Here is a 15,989-nt window from a genome sequence, read left to right as displayed (position 1 = left end):
TTCCTCGTGAGTCGGTGCGGAGTCGTTGGCGGGCGGCGCGGGACGGCGCCGTCCCCGGGGCTGCGGTGGTTCGGGCACGGCCGGAAACGCTGTCGTGGTTGGCCGCCGTCGCGGTGGGACTGGAAGCACGCAGCGACGCGCGGGGCCCTGGGCCGCCAGAATGCATCATGCGGGGTGCGGTGGGCGTCGCCCTGCCGCGCGGGTTGCCTCTTTCCGCCGGGACGGCGAGCAACCACGACGGCCGTGCCCGGCTGTGCCGGACCGGCCGCGATCCAAGGGCGGACGACGCTTCGCGCATCGCGCATGCCTTTCCCGCCGCGACGGCGGGAAAGGGGACCGCGGCGTCCGGGGGCGTTGAACCGGCCGCAATCCACGGGCGGAGGACGTACCGGCCACCGGACATCTCTCTCCCGTCGCGATGGCGAGAGGCGGGACGGCGCGGCCCGGCGACCCGCAGCTGGGCGCGGTCAGCAGCCGGCCCGTCCGTTGCCGCAGGCATCCGCAACGTCGTGGCCGGTGATACCGCCTGCGCGGCAGGCAGTACCCGCCTCGCAGGCGGCCCGAGCCGCGCCGTCGCGGCGGCGCCCGCGTCGCCGCCGGACCCCGCCGGAGGCCTCACGCGCCCCAGCCCGCCTGTTCGCCGCCGACGCGCTCGGCGATGATCTTCTCGGCCCAGCCGGAGGCCTTGTACGCGGCGACCGGATCCGGGTCGAGCCCGAGCTCCTCGCGGACTTCCGCCAGCAGCGGCCGCACGTCGGTGTTGTACGCGTCCATCAGTGCCGCGTTGGCCTCCAGCACATCGCCCGACTGCTGCGCCGCGCGCAGCGTGTCCGCGTCGACGAGCAGGGCCTTGGCGGTGGCCTCCTGGACGTTCATCACGGAGCGGATGATCGCCGGGATCTTCGCCTCGATGTTGTGGCACTGGTCGAGCATGAAGGCGACACCGGTCTCCGCCTTGAGGCCGCCGCCACGTGCGACCTCGTACATGATCCGGAAGAGCTGGAACGGGTCGGCGGCCCCGACCATCAGGTCGTCGTCGGCGTAGAAGCGGGAGTTGAAGTCGAAGCCGCCCAGCTTGTTCTCGCGCAGCAGCGTCGCGACGATGAACTCGATGTTGGTACCCGGCGCGTGATGGCCGGTGTCCACCACGACCTGGGCCTTGGGGCCGAGCTTGAGGCAGTGGGCGTACGCGGTGCCCCAGTCCGGGACATCGGTGGCGTAGAAGGCCGGCTCGAAGAACTTGTACTCCAGCAGCATCCGCTGGTTGTCACCGAGCCGTTCGTACACTTCCGCGAGGGCCTCGCCGAGCCGGGCCTGGCGGTCGGCGATGTCGTCCTGGCCCGGATAGTTGGTGCCGTCGGCAAACCACAGCTTCAGATCCTGGGACCCGGTGGCGTCCATGATGTCGACACAGTCCAGCAGGTGGTCGGTCGCCTTGCGGCGGATCCTGGGATCGGGGTTGGCGACCGAGCCGAGCTTGTAGTCGTCGTTCTGGAAGACATTGGAGTTGATGGCGCCGAGCTTCAGCCCGCGCTCGCCGGCGTACGAGGCAAGGTCCGCATAGCCGGTGGGGCCCTCGACCCTGTCCCAGGGAATGTGCAGGGCCACGGTCGGCGCGACACCGGTGAATTCATGGACGCGGGCCGCGTCGTCGAGCTTCTCCTGCGGGGTGCGCGGCACGCCGGCCTGCGCGAACACCTTGAACCGGGTGCCGGAGTTCCCGTACGCCCAGGAAGGCGTCTCAACGGCCTGGGCTTTCAGAGCAGCCTTCACCGCGGACAGGTCGGTCGTCATGTCATCGCTCCCGCCATGAATCGTTTCACTTAGGGGAAGCTAAGCCTCGTTCCACAGGGTGTCAAGCACTGGCCATGACCGACTGATCGCTCGGTGGTCACGGGACGGAAAAGTTGAAACGAAGGCATTGACGCATGGCATGGGCACGGCCTAACGTCCGTGAAACTTAGTTGAAACCTTTCATGCGAGGCCACCATGGACCAGCCGGAGACGGCGGGACGGCCCGTGCTCTCACTGGAGTACGCAAGCAAGTCCTTCGGCGCGGTACGAGCCCTGCAGGGCGTGTCCCTGGAGCTCTTTCCCGGCGAGGCACATGCCCTCGCCGGGGAGAACGGTGCCGGGAAATCCACACTGATCAAGATGCTCGCGGGGGTGTACCGGCCCGACGCCGGCCGGGTGCTGGTCGACGGCGAGCCCGTCGTCTTCCACGGGCCGTCCGAGGCCCGTGACGCCGGCATCGCCGTGATCTACCAGGAGCCGACGCTCTTCCCCGACCTGACTGTCGCCGAGAACATCTTCATGGGGCGCCAGCCCCGCCGCTCGCTCGGCAGGGTCGACCACAAGGCCGTGCGCGAGGCCACTGCGGGACTCATCCGCCGGCTCGGCGTCGACCTCGATCCCGAGCAGCCGGCCCGCGGCCTGTCCATCGCGGACCAGCAGATCGTCGAGATCGCCAAGGCACTCTCCTTCGACGCCCGCGTCCTGATCATGGACGAGCCGACCGCGGCCCTCACCGGCACCGAGGTGGCCCGGCTCTTCGGCGTCGTACGGACACTGCGCGAGCAGGGCGCGGCGGTGCTCTTCATCTCGCACCGCCTGGAGGAGATCTTCGGGCTCTGCGAGCGCGTCACCACCCTGCGCGACGGCCGTCGGATCGCGAGCGAACTCCTCGACGGACTCACCGAGGACGACCTCGTGCGACGGATGGTCGGCCGCGACCTCGGCGAGCTCTATCCCAAGCAGGCCGCCGAGCTCGGCCCCACCGCCCTCTCGGTTCGGCGGCTCACCCGGGAGGGCCACTTCAGCGATGTCTCCTTCGAGGTCCGCAGCGGCGAGATCGTGGCGCTCGCCGGGCTCGTCGGCGCCGGCCGCAGCGAGGTCGTGCAGTCGGTCTTCGGCGTGGACCGGCCCGACGCGGGAGAGGTGGAGGTCGCCGGCAAGATCCTGCGGGCGGGCTCGCCGACGGCCGCGATGGACGCCGGGATCGCCCTGGTCCCGGAGGACCGGCGGCAGCAGGGCCTGGTGATGGAGATGTCCATCGAACGCAACATCGGCCTCACCGGCCTTGCCGAACTGGGCCGCGGCGGTGTGGTACGCAAGGTCCTGGAGCGCGGCCGTGCCACCGACTGGGCGGTGCGGCTGCAACTCAAGTACAACCGGCTCTCCGACAGCGTGGGCGTGCTGTCCGGCGGCAACCAGCAGAAGGTCGTCCTGGCCAAGTGGCTGGCCACCAATCCGAGCGTGCTCATCGTCGACGAGCCGACCCGCGGCATCGACGTCGGCACCAAGGCCGAGGTGCACCGGCTGCTCTCCTCGCTCGCCGCCGAGGGCCTCGCGGTGCTGATGGTCTCCTCCGACCTTCCGGAGGTGCTGGGAATGGCGGACCGCGTGCTCGTCATGCACGAGGGCCGGATCGCCGCCGAGATACCGCGCGGCGAAGCCGACGAGGAGTCGGTGATGGCCGCCGCCACCGGCCGCGGCGACACGGGGAAGGCGGCGTGAGCCGCCGGCGCACGGCCGCCGGACCGCGTGCCGCTGGACCGCGTGCCGCCGGACCGCGTGCCGCCGGGCGCGCGCCGCACCGGACACACCCCGCGGCTGCCGCGCGGCGTCCCGCACCGGGCGGGCGGTACGGGCGGGGAAGGACCGCCGGCGCCGCCCCGGGCCCGTTCGGCACCGCGCGGCACGGCCGTGGCCCCGCCGTGCAAGCGGCCGGCCCCGTAAGGCCGGGCGCCGAGGCGCCCGGCAACCGTCACCGTGGCGGGTCTGATGAAAGGAGCACCGCATGACGGCCTCCGTCGAAAGCCCCCCGGCGGCGTCGGAAGGGCAGCGCTCGGCGCGGTCGCTGACCGAAACCGTCTTCCGGGCCAGGGAGATCAGTATCGCCGGCTGTCTGGCGCTGCTCGTCCTCGGCACCTGGCTGTCCAACCACCGGTTCCTGTCCGACCAGGGCATCAAGGACCTGCTGCTCAACGCGTCGATCCTGGCGCTGCTCGCAGTCGGCCAGTCGGTCGTCGTCCTCACCCGGAACATCGATCTGTCGGTCGGCTCGGTCGTCGGCCTGTCGGCGTTCGCTTGCGGCAAGTTCGTCTCGGGTTCCGGCCACAACGTCGTGCTCGTCCTGCTGCTCGGGCTCGCGCTCGGCGCGGCGTGCGGCCTGGTCAGCGGAGCGCTGGTGAGCTTCGGGCGAGTGCCGGCGCTCGTCGTCACGCTCGGCATGCTCTACATCATCCAGGGCATCGACTACTGGTGGGCGCACGGCGAGCAGATCAACGCCGCCGATGTCCCGTCCTCCGTCCTCTCCCTGGGCAGCGGCAGCGTGCTCGGCATCCCGTACCTGCCGCTGATCGCGGCGGTGGTGCTGGCCGGGGCCGCCTACTACCTGCGGTCCTACCGCAGCGGCCGGGAGCTCTACGCCATCGGCTCCAGCCCGGAGGCGGCCCGCCTCGCCGGAGTGCCGATCCGCCGCCGGGTGCTCGGCGCGTATGTCTTCTCCGGCGCGGTCGCGGGCTTCGCGGGCGCCCTGTGGCTGGCCCGCTTCGGCACCGTGGTGGCGGACAACGCGCACGGCTGGGAGCTGACCGTGGTCAGCGCGGTGGTGGTCGGCGGTGTCGCCATCACCGGCGGCGTCGGCACAGTCTGGGGCGCGGCGCTGGGCGCGTTGCTGCTCACCACCATCGGCAGCGCGCTGGTGGTGCTGAAGGTCGACTCCTTCTGGCAGAACGCCATCACCGGTGCGCTTCTGCTCGCGGCCATCAGCGTCGACCGGATTCTGAACCTGCGCATGACCAGCGCACTGCGGAAGAGGAGTGCCCGCCATGTCACCAAGGCCTGACCTGAGCCGCTTCTTGCGCTGGGACGTCGCCGTCGGAGTGCTGCTCGTCGCGGTCTTCGCAACCGGGGCCGGCAGCACCGAGGGCTTCGCCACCACCGGCAATCTGGCCTTCGCGCTCAACGACATCGCGCCGGTCGCGATCATCGCGCTGCCCATGACCCTCCTGGTGGTGGCCGGCGAGATCGACCTGTCGGTCGCCTCGATGCTCGGTTTGTCCAGCGCCCTCAGCGGAAAGCTGTGGGACGCGGGCTGGGCGTTCGAGACCATCGTCCCCGTGGTGCTGGTCGTCGGAGTGCTGGGCGGCCTGCTCAACGGCTGGCTGGTGACCAAGGTCGGACTGCCCTCCCTCGCTGTCACCATCGGCACCCTCACCCTCTACCGAGGACTCGCCTCGGTGGCCCTGGGCTCCAACGCGATCACCGACTTCCCCGAGAAGTACGCCAACTGGACCTCGGACACCACCACCGTCCTCGGCTTCATCCCGTACCCGATCGCCCTGTTCGCCGTCCTCGCCGTCATCACCGCGGTCGTCCTGCACGCCACCGGCTTCGGCCGGTCGCTCTTCGCCATCGGCGCGCAGGAGCAGGCCGCTTGGTTCGCCGGCATCCGGGTCAAGCGGATCAAGCTGCTGCTCTTCGTCCTCACCGGCCTGTTCTCGGCGTTCGCCGGAATCGTCTTCACCCTGCGTTACGGCAGCGCGCGGGCGGACAACGGCCTGGGCTTCGAGATGCTCGTCATCGCCTCCGTCCTCCTCGGCGGTGTCGACTTCGACGGCGGCAAGGGCACGCTGGGCGGCGCGATCGCCGGGCTGCTCCTCATCGGCTTCCTGAAGAACCTGCTCATTCTCAACGATGTGGCCAACGAGATTCAGGTGATTGTCACCGGTCTGCTCCTCGTGGCCTCCGTCACGACCCCGCGCGTGATCGCCGCGGTTCTGGAACGGCGCCACCGCCGCGCGGCCGCCTGACGGCGCACCACTCCCCACGCAACCCCACCTTTTTGGTAACCCGTTCAATGAAGAAGGGCCCAACCATGTCCATCAGCACCACCGTCAGAGTGCGCGGATTCGCCGCGGTCGCCACCGTCTGCGTGATCGCCGTCACCGCGACCGCCTGCGGCGGTACCACCAAGAAGTCCTCCTCCTCCAGCAGCGGCAGCGGCAGCTCCGTCACCTCGTCCGCCACGGCCAACCCGGACGCGCCGCTGAAGACGGGACTGAAGATCGCCTTCCTCCCGAAGGCGATCAACAACCCTTACGAGACCATCGTCGACGACTCCGGCATCGCCGGCGCCAAGGAGTTCGGCGGCACGGCCAAGGAGGTCGGTCCCTCCGACTCCAGCGCCTCCTCCCAGGTCTCCTACATCAACACCCTCATCCAGCAGCAGCAGAACGCGATCCTGCTCGCCGCCAACGACCCCAACGCCGTGTGCGCCCCGCTCAAGGAGGCGATGAAGAAGGGCATCAAGGTCGTCGCCTACGACTCCGACACGGCGAAGGACTGCCGCCAGCTCTTCATCAACCAGGCCAGCTCCGAGCAGATCGGCCGCAGCCTGGTGCAGAACCTCGGCAAGCAGCTGAACTACAAGGGCAAGATCGCCATCCTCTCGGCGACCCAGAACGCCACGAACCAGAACACCTGGATCGGCTTCATGAAGCAGGAACTGGCGCTGCCCAAGTACAAGGGCATGACGCTGGTCAAGGTCGCCTACGGTGACGACGACGACCAGAAGTCCTTCCAGCAGACCCAGGGCCTGCTCGCGGCCTACCCCGACCTCAAGGGCATCATCTCGCCGACCACCGTGGGCATCGCCGCCGCCGCCCGTTACATCAGCTCCTCGTCCTACAAGGGCAAGGTGGTGGTGAACGGTCTCGGCACGCCGAACCAGATGCGCAAGTACGTCAAGGACGGGACCGTCGCGCAGTTCTCGCTGTGGAACCCGAAGAACCTCGGCTATCTGGCCGCGTACGCCGCCGCCGCACTGTCCTCCGGCCAGATCACCGGCGCCGAGGGCGAGACCTTCAAGGCCGGCAAGCTCGGCACCTACAAGATCGGCGCGAACGGCGAGGTCATCCTCGGCAAGCCCACCGTCTTCGACAAGTCCAACATCGACGGTTTCAACTTCTGACCGCACCCGGCCCGGTCCCGCCGCACCAGGCACCCATCACGCGGTGCGGCAGGACCCGGGCCGGCCGAGGGAAGGACCAGGACGCCCCCCATGCAGCGTGTCTGCTTCCTGCTGAAGGTCCGTCAGCACCGGCTCGCGGAGTACCGAGAGCGCCACGCCGCCGTCTGGCCGGAGATGCTCGAAGCACTCTCCGCGACCGGCTGGCGCAACTACTCCCTCTTCCTGCGCGAGGACGGGCTGCTGGTCGGCTACCTGGAGACCCACGACTTCGCCGCCGCGCAGGCAGCCATGGCCGCCACCGATGTCAACGCCCGCTGGCAGACGGAGATGGCCGGCTTCTTCGAGGCGTTGGACGGTGCCAAGCCCGACGAGGCCATGCGGCCGCTGACCGAGGTCTTCCACCTAGCCTGATCTCCGAGGAGCCGACGATGTCCCTCTCCCCGAACTCACCTGGCTCGCCGAACCGCCGAAACCTGCTGCGCGGCGCCATCGGCGGCGCCGTCGCCTTCGCCGTCGGAGGAGCCGCCGCAGGACGGGCCACCGCTGCCACCGGCCCGTCCGCCACCCAGATCTCCACCACCGTGCTGGACTCCACGGCCCTGTACTTCGTCTCGTACAACGGCCTGGTCAACAACAACGCCTTCCAGAACGGCCTGGTCACCACTGGCGGCTACCAGTACGCCGTCTGGTACGCCGCCGACCGTAACGCCACTGTCGCCCGCCGCGCCCTGGGCGGCACCACCTGGTCGAAGGTCACCGTCGGCCACACCCTCAGCACCGACGACTCGCACAACGTGATATCGGCGGGCATATCGCCCAGTGACGGCCGGCTCCACCTGGTGATGGACTCGCACAGCAGCGGCTACTTCTACGTCAAGTCCGTCGCCGGACTCGTCAGCAACCCCGCCTCGCACTCCTGGACCGCCGCCCAGTTCGGCTCCGTACAGACCAGCCTCGACGGTGTCGCGCTCACCTCGACCTTCACCTACCCCCAGTTCATCGTCTCCCCGGCGGGCAGACTCCAGCTCAGCTACCGCACCGGCGTCTCCGGCAACGGCCAGGCCGCCCTCGCCGAGTACGACGGCAGCTCCTGGGCCAACCTCGGCAACTGGACCAGCGCCACCGGCACCTACACCGACACCCACGGCTCCAGCGCCGCCCGCAACCTCTACCTCCACGGCCTGGACTACGGCAGCGACGGCACGCTGCACATCTTCGGCACCTGGCGGGAGAACGCCGGCGCGGTGATGTGCAACAGCGGCGGCCTCACCAACCATGACACCGTCTACGTCCACAGCACCGACTACGGCCGCACCTGGAAGAACTCCGCAGGCACCTCCGTCGGCACCACCGGCTCCACTCTGGTCTCGGTCACCTCCACCGGCCTGGTCGTCGACTCGCTCAACCCCGACCACGCCCTGATGAACCAGGAGAGCCAGGCGGTCGACTCCGGCAACCTGCCGCACGCCCTGATCTCCTACGTCCCCGGCCGCTTCACCCAGTGCGTCACCGACTACGTCGCGGGCCGCACCGCGTATGCCCGCCCCTTCCACGTCTGGAAGGACTCCGCCGGCACCTGGCACAAGACCGAGGTCCCGGTCGCCATGAACTCCAGCCAGCGCTCCCAACTGGTCCTCGACGCCTACGACAACGCCTACGTCGTCATGCCGTACGGCCGGATCGTCGCGGCCTCCGCAAGCTCGTCCTGGACCGACTGGACCGTGCTCTACGACGGCACCAGCACCCTGAACGCGTTCGGCGAGGTCGTCGTCGACCACAGCCGCGTCTCCATCGACGGTGTGCTCTCCTTCATGTACCAGGAGACCTCCTCCGGGACGACCACGCCTTCCCCCCTGCACGTCATCGACTTCCAACTTCCCGTCTGAGTGGAGGACCCCGCAATGACCCGTACCCCCGCCACCGCACGCAAGCCGAAGATCGGCCTTGTGGCGGGGGGACTCGGGGCCTACTGGCCCCAGTTCCCCGAGCTCCTGCCGCAGCTCCAGCGCTCGGCGGCCCGCGTCACGGCGCGGATGCGGGAGTTCGACGCCGAAGTCGTGGACGTCGGTTTCATCTCCGACGCGCAGGAAGGCGCCGCCGCCGCCGAGAAGCTGCGCGCGGCCGACTGCGACCTCATCGTCGGCTTCCTCACCACGTATATGACCGCCACCATGCTGGTTCCGATCGCCCAGCGCTCCGGCGCGCCCGTGCTGCTGATCAATCTGCAGCCCACCGAGGCGATGGACCACGCCAGTTTCGACACCGGCCAGTGGCTCGCCTACTGCGGTGCCTGCCCGCTGCCCGAGATGGCCAACACCTTCGAGCGCAGCGGCATCCCCTTCCGTTCCGTCTCCGGCTACCTGGAGGACGAGCGGGCCTGGACCCGTATCGGCCGCTGGATCCGCGCCGCCGGGGTGCGGTCCGTGCTCCGCAACGGCAGGCACGGCCTGATGGGCCACCTCTACCCGGGCATGTACGACGTCTCCACCGACCTCACCATGGTGACCGGCAACCTCGGCGGCCATGTCGAAGTGCTGGAATTCGACGACCTGCGGGTAAGGGTGGAGAAGGTCACCGACGACGAGGTCGCCCAGAAGCTCGCCGACACCAGGAAGACCTTCGAACTCGACGACTCCGTCGTCCAGGGCGACCTGGAGTGGGCGGCGAAGGTCTCGGTCGGCCTCGACCGGCTCGCCACCGACTTCGACCTCGACTCGCTCGCCTACTACCACCGCGGCCTCGACGGCGAGACCCACGAGCGGCTCGGCGCCGGCATGATCCTGGGCGCCTCGCTGCTCACCGCCCGCGGCATCCCGGCAGTGGGTGAGTACGAACTGCGGACCTCGCTCGCGATGCTCATCACCGACCGGCTCGGCGCCGGCGGCTCCTTCACCGAGCTACAGGCGCTCAACTTCCGTGACGGCGTGGTCGAGATGGGCCATGACGGCCCCGCTCACCTCGGCATCAGCGAGCGCCGCCCGCTGCTGCGCGGCCTCGGCGTCTACCACGGCAAGCGCGGCTGGGGCGTCTCCGTCGAATTCGACGTCAGGCACGGGCCGGTCACGGTGATCGGGCTCGGGCAGACCCGGGACGGCCGTTACAAGCTGATCGCCTCGCAGGGCGAGGTCGTCGGCGGACCGCTCCTGAAGATCGGCAACACCACCTCCCGGGTGAATTTCGGCATCGACCCGGGCGAGTGGACCGACGCCTGGAGCGGCAGCGGCGTCGCCCACCACTGGGCGCTCGGCACCGGCCACATCATCCCCGAACTCCGCGCGGTGGCGGAGCTCACGGGCCTGGAACTCGTCGAGGTCGGCAACTGAGCGGGAACAACCCCAAACGGGGCGCGATCGGCATCAAGGACGTCGCCGAGCAGGCGGGCGTTTCGCTCGGCACCGTGTCGAACGTGCTCAACCGGCCCGACTCGGTCTCCGAGCGCACCCGGCTGCGGGTGCTCGCGGTGATCGAGCGGCTCGGCTACGTACGCAGCGAGTCGGCCCGACAGCTGCGGGCCGGCCACAGCCGGATCATCGCGCTGCTCGTCCTCGACATCGCCAACCCCTTCTTCGTCGAGATGGCGCGCGGCGCACAGCGCGCGGCCCGCGCGGCGGGCCTCGCGGTGATGGTCTGCAACAGCGCCGAGAACCCGGAGGAGGAGGCCGACTACTTCGTCATGTTCGCCGAGCAGCAGGTCCGCGGCGTGCTGGTCACTCCGACCGACAGCACGGCGAGCAATCTCCACGCGATCCGCCGCCGCGGCATACCGTTCGTCTTCGCCGACCGTGAGCTGCCCAGCACCCAGGCCTGCTCCGTCTCCGTCGATGACATCGCCGGCGGCCGAATGGCGGTCCGTCACCTGCTCGCCGCCGGTCACCCCCGGGTGGTGTACGTCAGCGGTCCCCCCCACCTCACCCAGTCCCGGGACCGGCACGCCGGAGCGCTCGCCGCCCTCACCGAGGCCGGGCTCCCCCCGGGCCGGCTGACCGTCCTCGAAGCCGGCCGTTTCGACGTCGCCGCAGGCCGGGACGCGGGGGCCCGGCTGCTGGGCATGACGGACCGGCCGACGGCCGTTTTCTGCGCGAACGATCTGCTGGCGCTCGGGGTGCTCCAGGCGCTCTACGCCGCCGGGGTGCGGGTGCCCGAGGAGGTGGCGCTGGTCGGCTACGACGACATCGACTTCGCCGCCGCGGCCGCGGTGCCGCTCAGCTCCGTCCGCCAACCCGCGTACCGGATCGGGCGGACAGCGGCGGAGCTGCTCATCGAGGAGACGGACGACGGTGCCGGCGAGGGGGCTGCCGCCCACGTCCACCAGAAGATCGTGTTCCAGCCGGAACTGGTCGTACGGGCGTCCTCGCTCCCAGGTCACCGAGGCTGACGCGAGTGGGGCTGTTCACCCTGTGTATGCGTAGCATGATGCAGCGGCCGCAACGAGCCGCGTAAGGCGGTGGATCACATCTCGTGGCGCGCATGACGGGCATCAAGGATGTCGCACGGCAGGCAGGGGTCTCGGTCGGCACAGTGTCCAACGTGATCAACCGGCCGGACATGGTCTCCGAGGACACACGCACCCGTGTGCTCGAGGTGATCGAGCGGCTCGGTTACGTACGCAGCGAATCAGCGCGCCAACTGAGGGCCGGCCGCAGCCGGATCATCGCGCTGCTCGTTCTCGACATGGCCAACCCCTTCTTCGTCGAGGTCGCCTCCGGCGCCGAGCGCGCCGCCCGCGAGGCCGGGCTCGGCGTGATGCTCTGCAACAGCGCGGAGAGCCCCGCCGAAGAGGCGGACTACCTGGGCCTCTTCGCCGAACAGCGGGTCCGTGGCGTACTGGTCACCCCGGCGGACACCACCGGCCGCAATCTGGAGTCCTTCAGCCGGCATGGCATCCCCTATGTCTTCGCCGACCGCGATGTGCCCAGCTCCCAGGCCTGCTCGGTGTCCGTGGACGACATCGCGGGCGGCAGGCTCGCCGCCGACCACCTCATCGAGCAGGGCCACGAGCACATCGTCTACGTCAGCGGTCCCATGCACCTCACCCAGTGCCAGGACCGCCGCACCGGAGCCCTCGACGCCCTCACCGCCGCCGGGCTGCCGCCCGAGGCCCTGTCCCACATCGAGACCGAACGGCTCGACGTCGCCTCCGGCCGGGACGCGGGGGCCCGGCTGCTGGGCATGACGGACCGGCCGACAGCCGTCTTCTGCGCGAACGATCTGCTGGCGCTCGGGGTGCTCCAGGCGCTCTACGCCGCCGGGGTGCGGGTGCCCGAGGAGGTGGCGCTGGTCGGCTATGACGACATCGAGTTCGCGGCGGCCGCGGCGGTGCCCCTGACATCGGTGCGCCAGCCCGCGTACCGGTTGGGCCGGGCCGCCGCCGATCTGCTCATCGAGGAGACCGGCGACAACGCGGATGCGCACGAGCACCAGCGGATCGTCCTTCAGCCGGAACTGGTGGTACGCGGCTCAACCCGCCGGGTCCGCTAGAGGTTTTGGGCAGGCGTTCCGCAGGGCGAGCGAAGCGAGATGGGGGCGCCTCCCAGCGTAGCTGGGGGAGGGTGGGGACAACACCGACCACCGGCCCGCACGGTCAGCCGACCGCAACCACCGGCGCCCGCAGCAGCTCACGGACCTCCCGAACCGCACTGCGACCCGCACGGTTCGCCCCAATCGTGCTGGCCGAAGGCCCGTACCCGACGAGATGGATCCGGGGATCCTTCGCGACCCGGGTCAGCCCGTCGAGCCGGATCCCGCCGCCGGGCTCCCGCAGCCGCAGCGGGGCGAGATGGTCGAGCGCGGCACGGAAACCCGTCGCCCAGAGGATGGCGTCGGCGCGGACAACGCGGCCGTCGTCCCAAGCCACCCCGTCCGGCGTGACGCGGTCGAACATCGGGAGCCGCACCAGGAGCCCCCGGGCCCGCGCGTCCTGGACCGCCTCCGTCGCCGCCAGCCCGGTGACGCTCACCACGCTCTGCGGCGGCAGACCGCTGCGTACCCTCTCCTCGACGAGTGCCACGGCGGCCCGCCCCTGCTCCTCGCCGAACGGCCCGGCGTGGAAGAGCGGCGGGCGGCGCGTCACCCAGGTCGTGTCGGCGACCTCCGCGATTTCCATCAGAAGCTGCACCGCCGAGGTGCCGCCGCCGACCACGATCACATGCTGTCCCGCGAACTCCTCCCGGCCACGGTATTCGGCGGTGTGCAGCTGCCTTCCGCGGAACGATTCCTGCCCGGGGTAGTGCGGCACGAAGGGCCGGTCCCAGGTGCCGGTGGCGTTGATCAGCGCCCGCGTCGACCAGGCTCCCCTGTCGGTCTCGACGAGCAGCCGGCCGCCGGGTGCTTCGCGCACCGCCGACACATCGACCGGCCGGTGGACGCGCAGGCCGAAGACACGCTCGTAGCGTTCGAAGTACTCGGCGACCACTTCGGCCGACGGCCGGTCCGGGTCGGCGTCCGCCAGCGGCAGCCCCGGCAGGTCGTGCACGCGGTGCGCCCTGCCGTAGGTGAGGGACGGCCAGCGGTACTGCCAGGCGCCGCCAGGGCCGGGGGAGTGGTCGAGGACCACGAAGTCCTCGTCCGGCGCCAGCCCGGCGCGCCGCAGGAAGTAGGCCCCGGAGAGCCCGGCCTGGCCGGCGCCGATCACGACGATGCCGGTCTCGGCCGTACCGCTCAAGTAGTTCACGCTTCTACCAACCGAGGACGGTCCGCGGGTCTTCCCGGCGAGCTGGAAGAACATGTCCGTCCGTCCGCCCGCCGGACCAGGCGGACGGACGGCCCCACGTATCACCGCCGCTGCTCACCGCCCCCTGGAGAGCAGCAGCGGTGCGCCGGCCGGCACGGACGCCGCACGGCTGTCAGGAGGAAGGAGGCCGCGCGCCGCCAGCTCGGGCATGACGCCCTCGCCGAACCAGTACGCCTCCTCCAGGTGGGGATAGCCGGACAGCACGAAGTGCTCGATGCCGAGCGAGTGGTACTCCTCGACCAGGTCGGCGACCTCGGCGTGGCTGCCGACCAGTGCCGTGCCCGCGCCGCCGCGCACCAGGCCGACCCCGGCCCACAACCCGGGGTAGATCTGGAGCTTGTCGCGCGAGCCACCGTGGAGCGCGAGCATCCGCTGCTGCCCCACCGACTCACTGCGGCCCAGGGCCTGCTGCGCCCCGGCCACCGTCTCCTCGTCCAGGTCGTCGAGCAGCCGGTTCGCGGTCGCCCAGGCCTCCTTCGAGGAGTCCCGCGAGATGGTGTGGAGGCGGATGCCGAACCGTACGGTCCGGCCCTCCGCCTCGGCGAGCCCCCGGATCCAGTCGATCTTCTGCTTGACCTGCTCGGGCGGCTCGCCCCAGGTCAGATAGACATCCGCGTTCCGGGCCGCGACCGGCCCCGCGGCTGGTGACGAGCCGCCGAAGAAGATCTCCGGCTGTGGGTCCGGCGGCAACGCGACCAGCCCGCCCTCCACCTGGTAGTGGGCGCCGGCGAAGTCAAACGGCTTGCCGCCCCACACCCCGCGCACCACCGACAGGAACTCATCGGTGCGGGCGTAGCGCTCATCGTGGCCCAGATGATCGCCGAAACGCTTCTGCTCCGTCGGGTCCCCGCCCGTCACCACGTTCAGCAACAGCCGCCCCCGCGTGATCCGCTGGTACGTCGCCGCCATCTGCGCCGCCAGCACCGGCGAGATGAACCCCGGCCGGAAGGCGACCAGGAACTTCAGCCGCTGGGTGTGCTGCGAGAGCGCCACCGTGGTGAGCCAGGCGTCCTCGCACCAGGTCCCGGTGGGCGTCAGCACGGCCTCGAAGCCGAGCTGGTCCGCGGCCCTGGCGATCTGCGCCAGATAGTCGATGTCGGGCGGTCGTACCCCGGAGACCGGGGTGATGCGCGATCGCTTGATCCCGCCGTCGGTGTAGGCGTGCCGGTCGACGAGGGTGCGGCCGTCACCGCCCGTGGGCAGGAACCAGTGCAGGTGTACGGTCATGGCTTGGCCCTCTCAGTACTTTCTGGGCGTGGTGGTCGACGGCGGCAGGCCGCCGTCGAAGCGTTTGTCCGCGTAGCTTTTGAAGTCGACATGGCCCGGAATCAGCTTCAGCTTCTCGAAGGTGTCGGCGATCTTCTGCTCCGAGGCGATGGCCGCGTCGTCGACAGCCACCGGCACCCGGGTGCCGTTGCTCTGCTTCACCGAGGCCAGCGCCACCTCGTACGGCAGACCGGTCTCCTTCGCCCAGACCTTCGCCCAGGCCTCGGGGTGCTTGTAGACCCAGTTCTGCGCCCGGCTCAGCCGCTTGAGGTAGTCGGCTATCGCCGCTGACTTCGCCTTGTCGGCCAGCGCGGAGGGTGAGGCGACCTGGAAGCTCAGCCCGTTTACCACCCCGCTGCCGGTGGTCAGCTTCCGAGCCTTGAGGGTCTGCGTCACCTGCGAGGTGTACGGGTCCCAGATCGCCCAGGCGTCCACCTTGCCGGCGCTGAACGCGGCCAGCGCGTCGGCCGGCTGGAGATAGCTGACCTTCACATCCGAGATGGACAGCCCGGCTGCCTGGAGCGAGGCGACCAGCTGGAAGTGGGCCGAACTGCCCTGTGCGACGGCGACGGTCCGGCCCTTGAGGTCGGCGGCCTTCGTCAGCTTCGAGCCCTTCGGTACGACGATCGCCTCGCCGTCCGACGAACCGTGCTGGGCGCCCACCACTGTGATCTTCGACTTGGAGCCCGCGGCGAAGACCGGCGGGGTGTTCCCGACTCCGCCGATGTCCACAGCCTTGGCGTTGACCGCCTCCAGCAGTGGGGGCCCGGAGGTGAACGTCGACCACTTGATCCTGTACGTCAGGTTGTCCAGCTCGCCGGCCGCCCGCAGGACAGCTTCCGAGCCGCCCTTCTGGTCGCCGACATTGAGCGTGACGCTGCCCTTTCCGTCGGTACCACTGCCCGCGGCGGAGCTGCCCGCCGACGACGTACCGCCGCAGGCCGCGATCAGCAGCGCGAAGGGGAGCAGGAGCGCGGGGACGATTCGTGCGGTTCTCATGGCGTATCAAGGGTCCTT

The 15,989-nt window shown here is 70.2% G+C and carries 13 protein-coding genes; 9 read left to right on the top strand and 4 right to left on the bottom strand.

The window, feature by feature from the left end:
• Nucleotides 1-615 precede the first annotated feature (615 nt).
• A complete protein-coding gene (gene rhaI / locus FCI23_RS33625) occupies nucleotides 616-1,794 on the bottom strand; it encodes an L-rhamnose isomerase (protein WP_136727870.1) in 1,179 nt (392 codons plus the stop codon).
• 195 nt (nucleotides 1,795-1,989) lie between these two features.
• Here rhaI and FCI23_RS33620 point away from each other — a divergent pair, with 195 nt between their 5' ends.
• The 9 genes from FCI23_RS33620 (at nucleotide 1,990) to FCI23_RS33580 (ending at nucleotide 12,454) form a co-directional block, all read left to right on the top strand.
• Nucleotides 1,990-3,516 (top strand): sugar ABC transporter ATP-binding protein, encoded by a 1,527-nt coding sequence (locus FCI23_RS33620; protein WP_136727869.1) that lies wholly within the window; start codon nucleotides 1,990-1,992, stop codon nucleotides 3,514-3,516.
• Between the two features lie 283 nt (nucleotides 3,517-3,799).
• Nucleotides 3,800-4,849 carry an ABC transporter permease gene (locus FCI23_RS33615; RefSeq protein WP_136727867.1) on the top strand — a complete coding sequence of 350 codons (1,050 nt, stop codon included), beginning with the start codon at nucleotides 3,800-3,802 and terminating at the stop codon, nucleotides 4,847-4,849.
• On the top strand, nucleotides 4,833-5,816 hold the full coding sequence (locus tag FCI23_RS33610; RefSeq protein WP_136727865.1) for an ABC transporter permease: 984 nt from the start codon (nucleotides 4,833-4,835) through the stop codon (nucleotides 5,814-5,816). Before FCI23_RS33615 ends, FCI23_RS33610 begins: the two co-directional genes overlap by 17 nt.
• A gap of 65 nt (nucleotides 5,817-5,881) precedes the next feature.
• Nucleotides 5,882-6,976, top strand: a complete 1,095-nt coding sequence (rhaS, locus tag FCI23_RS33605) for a rhamnose ABC transporter substrate-binding protein (RefSeq protein ID WP_136727863.1) — start codon at nucleotides 5,882-5,884, stop codon at nucleotides 6,974-6,976.
• 90 nt (nucleotides 6,977-7,066) lie between these two features.
• Nucleotides 7,067-7,387: an L-rhamnose mutarotase gene (locus tag FCI23_RS33600; RefSeq protein ID WP_136727861.1), complete on the top strand. Its 321-nt coding sequence runs from the start codon at nucleotides 7,067-7,069 to the stop codon at nucleotides 7,385-7,387.
• A gap of 17 nt (nucleotides 7,388-7,404) precedes the next feature.
• A complete protein-coding gene (locus tag FCI23_RS33595) occupies nucleotides 7,405-8,862 on the top strand; it encodes a BNR repeat-containing protein (RefSeq protein ID WP_136727860.1) in 1,458 nt (485 codons plus the stop codon).
• Nucleotides 8,863-8,877: 15 nt separating this feature from the next.
• Nucleotides 8,878-10,299: an L-fucose/L-arabinose isomerase family protein gene (locus FCI23_RS33590; RefSeq protein WP_136727858.1), complete on the top strand. Its 1,422-nt coding sequence runs from the start codon at nucleotides 8,878-8,880 to the stop codon at nucleotides 10,297-10,299.
• A complete protein-coding gene (locus tag FCI23_RS33585; RefSeq protein WP_136727917.1) occupies nucleotides 10,296-11,351 on the top strand; it encodes a LacI family DNA-binding transcriptional regulator in 1,056 nt (351 codons plus the stop codon). Before FCI23_RS33590 ends, FCI23_RS33585 begins: the two co-directional genes overlap by 4 nt.
• Nucleotides 11,352-11,443: 92 nt before the next feature.
• The gene (locus FCI23_RS33580; protein WP_136727856.1) at nucleotides 11,444-12,454 is read left to right on the top strand and encodes a LacI family DNA-binding transcriptional regulator; all 1,011 of its coding nucleotides are present in this window, start codon (nucleotides 11,444-11,446) and stop codon (nucleotides 12,452-12,454) included.
• Between the two features lie 103 nt (nucleotides 12,455-12,557).
• On the opposite strand, the gene FCI23_RS33575 is transcribed toward FCI23_RS33580, so the two are convergent.
• The 3 genes from FCI23_RS33575 to FCI23_RS33565 all read right to left on the bottom strand — a co-directional run bounded on the left by FCI23_RS33575 (nucleotide 12,558) and on the right by FCI23_RS33565 (nucleotide 15,971).
• Nucleotides 12,558-13,637, bottom strand: coding sequence for an NAD(P)-binding domain-containing protein (locus FCI23_RS33575; RefSeq protein WP_246144310.1), 1,080 nt, complete (start codon nucleotides 13,635-13,637; stop codon nucleotides 12,558-12,560).
• Between the two features lie 123 nt (nucleotides 13,638-13,760).
• Nucleotides 13,761-14,933 carry an LLM class flavin-dependent oxidoreductase gene (locus FCI23_RS33570; protein WP_136727852.1) on the bottom strand — a complete coding sequence of 391 codons (1,173 nt, stop codon included), beginning with the start codon at nucleotides 14,931-14,933 and terminating at the stop codon, nucleotides 13,761-13,763.
• Nucleotides 14,934-14,945: 12 nt separating this feature from the next.
• Nucleotides 14,946-15,971 carry an ABC transporter substrate-binding protein gene (locus FCI23_RS33565; RefSeq protein WP_136727851.1) on the bottom strand — a complete coding sequence of 342 codons (1,026 nt, stop codon included), beginning with the start codon at nucleotides 15,969-15,971 and terminating at the stop codon, nucleotides 14,946-14,948.
• Between the last annotated feature and the right edge of the window lie 18 nt (nucleotides 15,972-15,989).

This window comes from Actinacidiphila oryziradicis, from assembly GCF_005047355.1.
Lineage (GTDB): Bacteria > Actinomycetota > Actinomycetes > Streptomycetales > Streptomycetaceae > Actinacidiphila > Actinacidiphila oryziradicis.
Note: the sequence above shows the minus strand (reverse complement) of the source record. Positions and strands in the feature narration are given on the sequence as shown.

Bases quoted from the DNA above. Each gene is read 5' to 3' on its own strand.
- rhaS (WP_136727863.1), top strand. From the start codon at position 5,882: ATGTCCATCAGCACCACCGTCAGAGTGCGCGGATTCGCCGCGGTCGCC.
- FCI23_RS33610 (WP_136727865.1), top strand. From the start codon at position 4,833: ATGTCACCAAGGCCTGACCTGAGCCGCTTCTTGCGCTGGGACGTCGCC.
- FCI23_RS33600 (WP_136727861.1), top strand. From the start codon at position 7,067: ATGCAGCGTGTCTGCTTCCTGCTGAAGGTCCGTCAGCACCGGCTCGCG.
- FCI23_RS33615 (WP_136727867.1), top strand. From the start codon at position 3,800: ATGACGGCCTCCGTCGAAAGCCCCCCGGCGGCGTCGGAAGGGCAGCGC.
- FCI23_RS33565 (WP_136727851.1), bottom strand. From the start codon at position 15,971: ATGAGAACCGCACGAATCGTCCCCGCGCTCCTGCTCCCCTTCGCGCTG.
- FCI23_RS33580 (WP_136727856.1), top strand. From the start codon at position 11,444: ATGACGGGCATCAAGGATGTCGCACGGCAGGCAGGGGTCTCGGTCGGC.
- rhaI (WP_136727870.1), bottom strand. From the start codon at position 1,794: ATGACGACCGACCTGTCCGCGGTGAAGGCTGCTCTGAAAGCCCAGGCC.
- FCI23_RS33570 (WP_136727852.1), bottom strand. From the start codon at position 14,933: ATGACCGTACACCTGCACTGGTTCCTGCCCACGGGCGGTGACGGCCGC.
- FCI23_RS33595 (WP_136727860.1), top strand. From the start codon at position 7,405: ATGTCCCTCTCCCCGAACTCACCTGGCTCGCCGAACCGCCGAAACCTG.
- FCI23_RS33620 (WP_136727869.1), top strand. From the start codon at position 1,990: ATGGACCAGCCGGAGACGGCGGGACGGCCCGTGCTCTCACTGGAGTAC.
- FCI23_RS33590 (WP_136727858.1), top strand. From the start codon at position 8,878: ATGACCCGTACCCCCGCCACCGCACGCAAGCCGAAGATCGGCCTTGTG.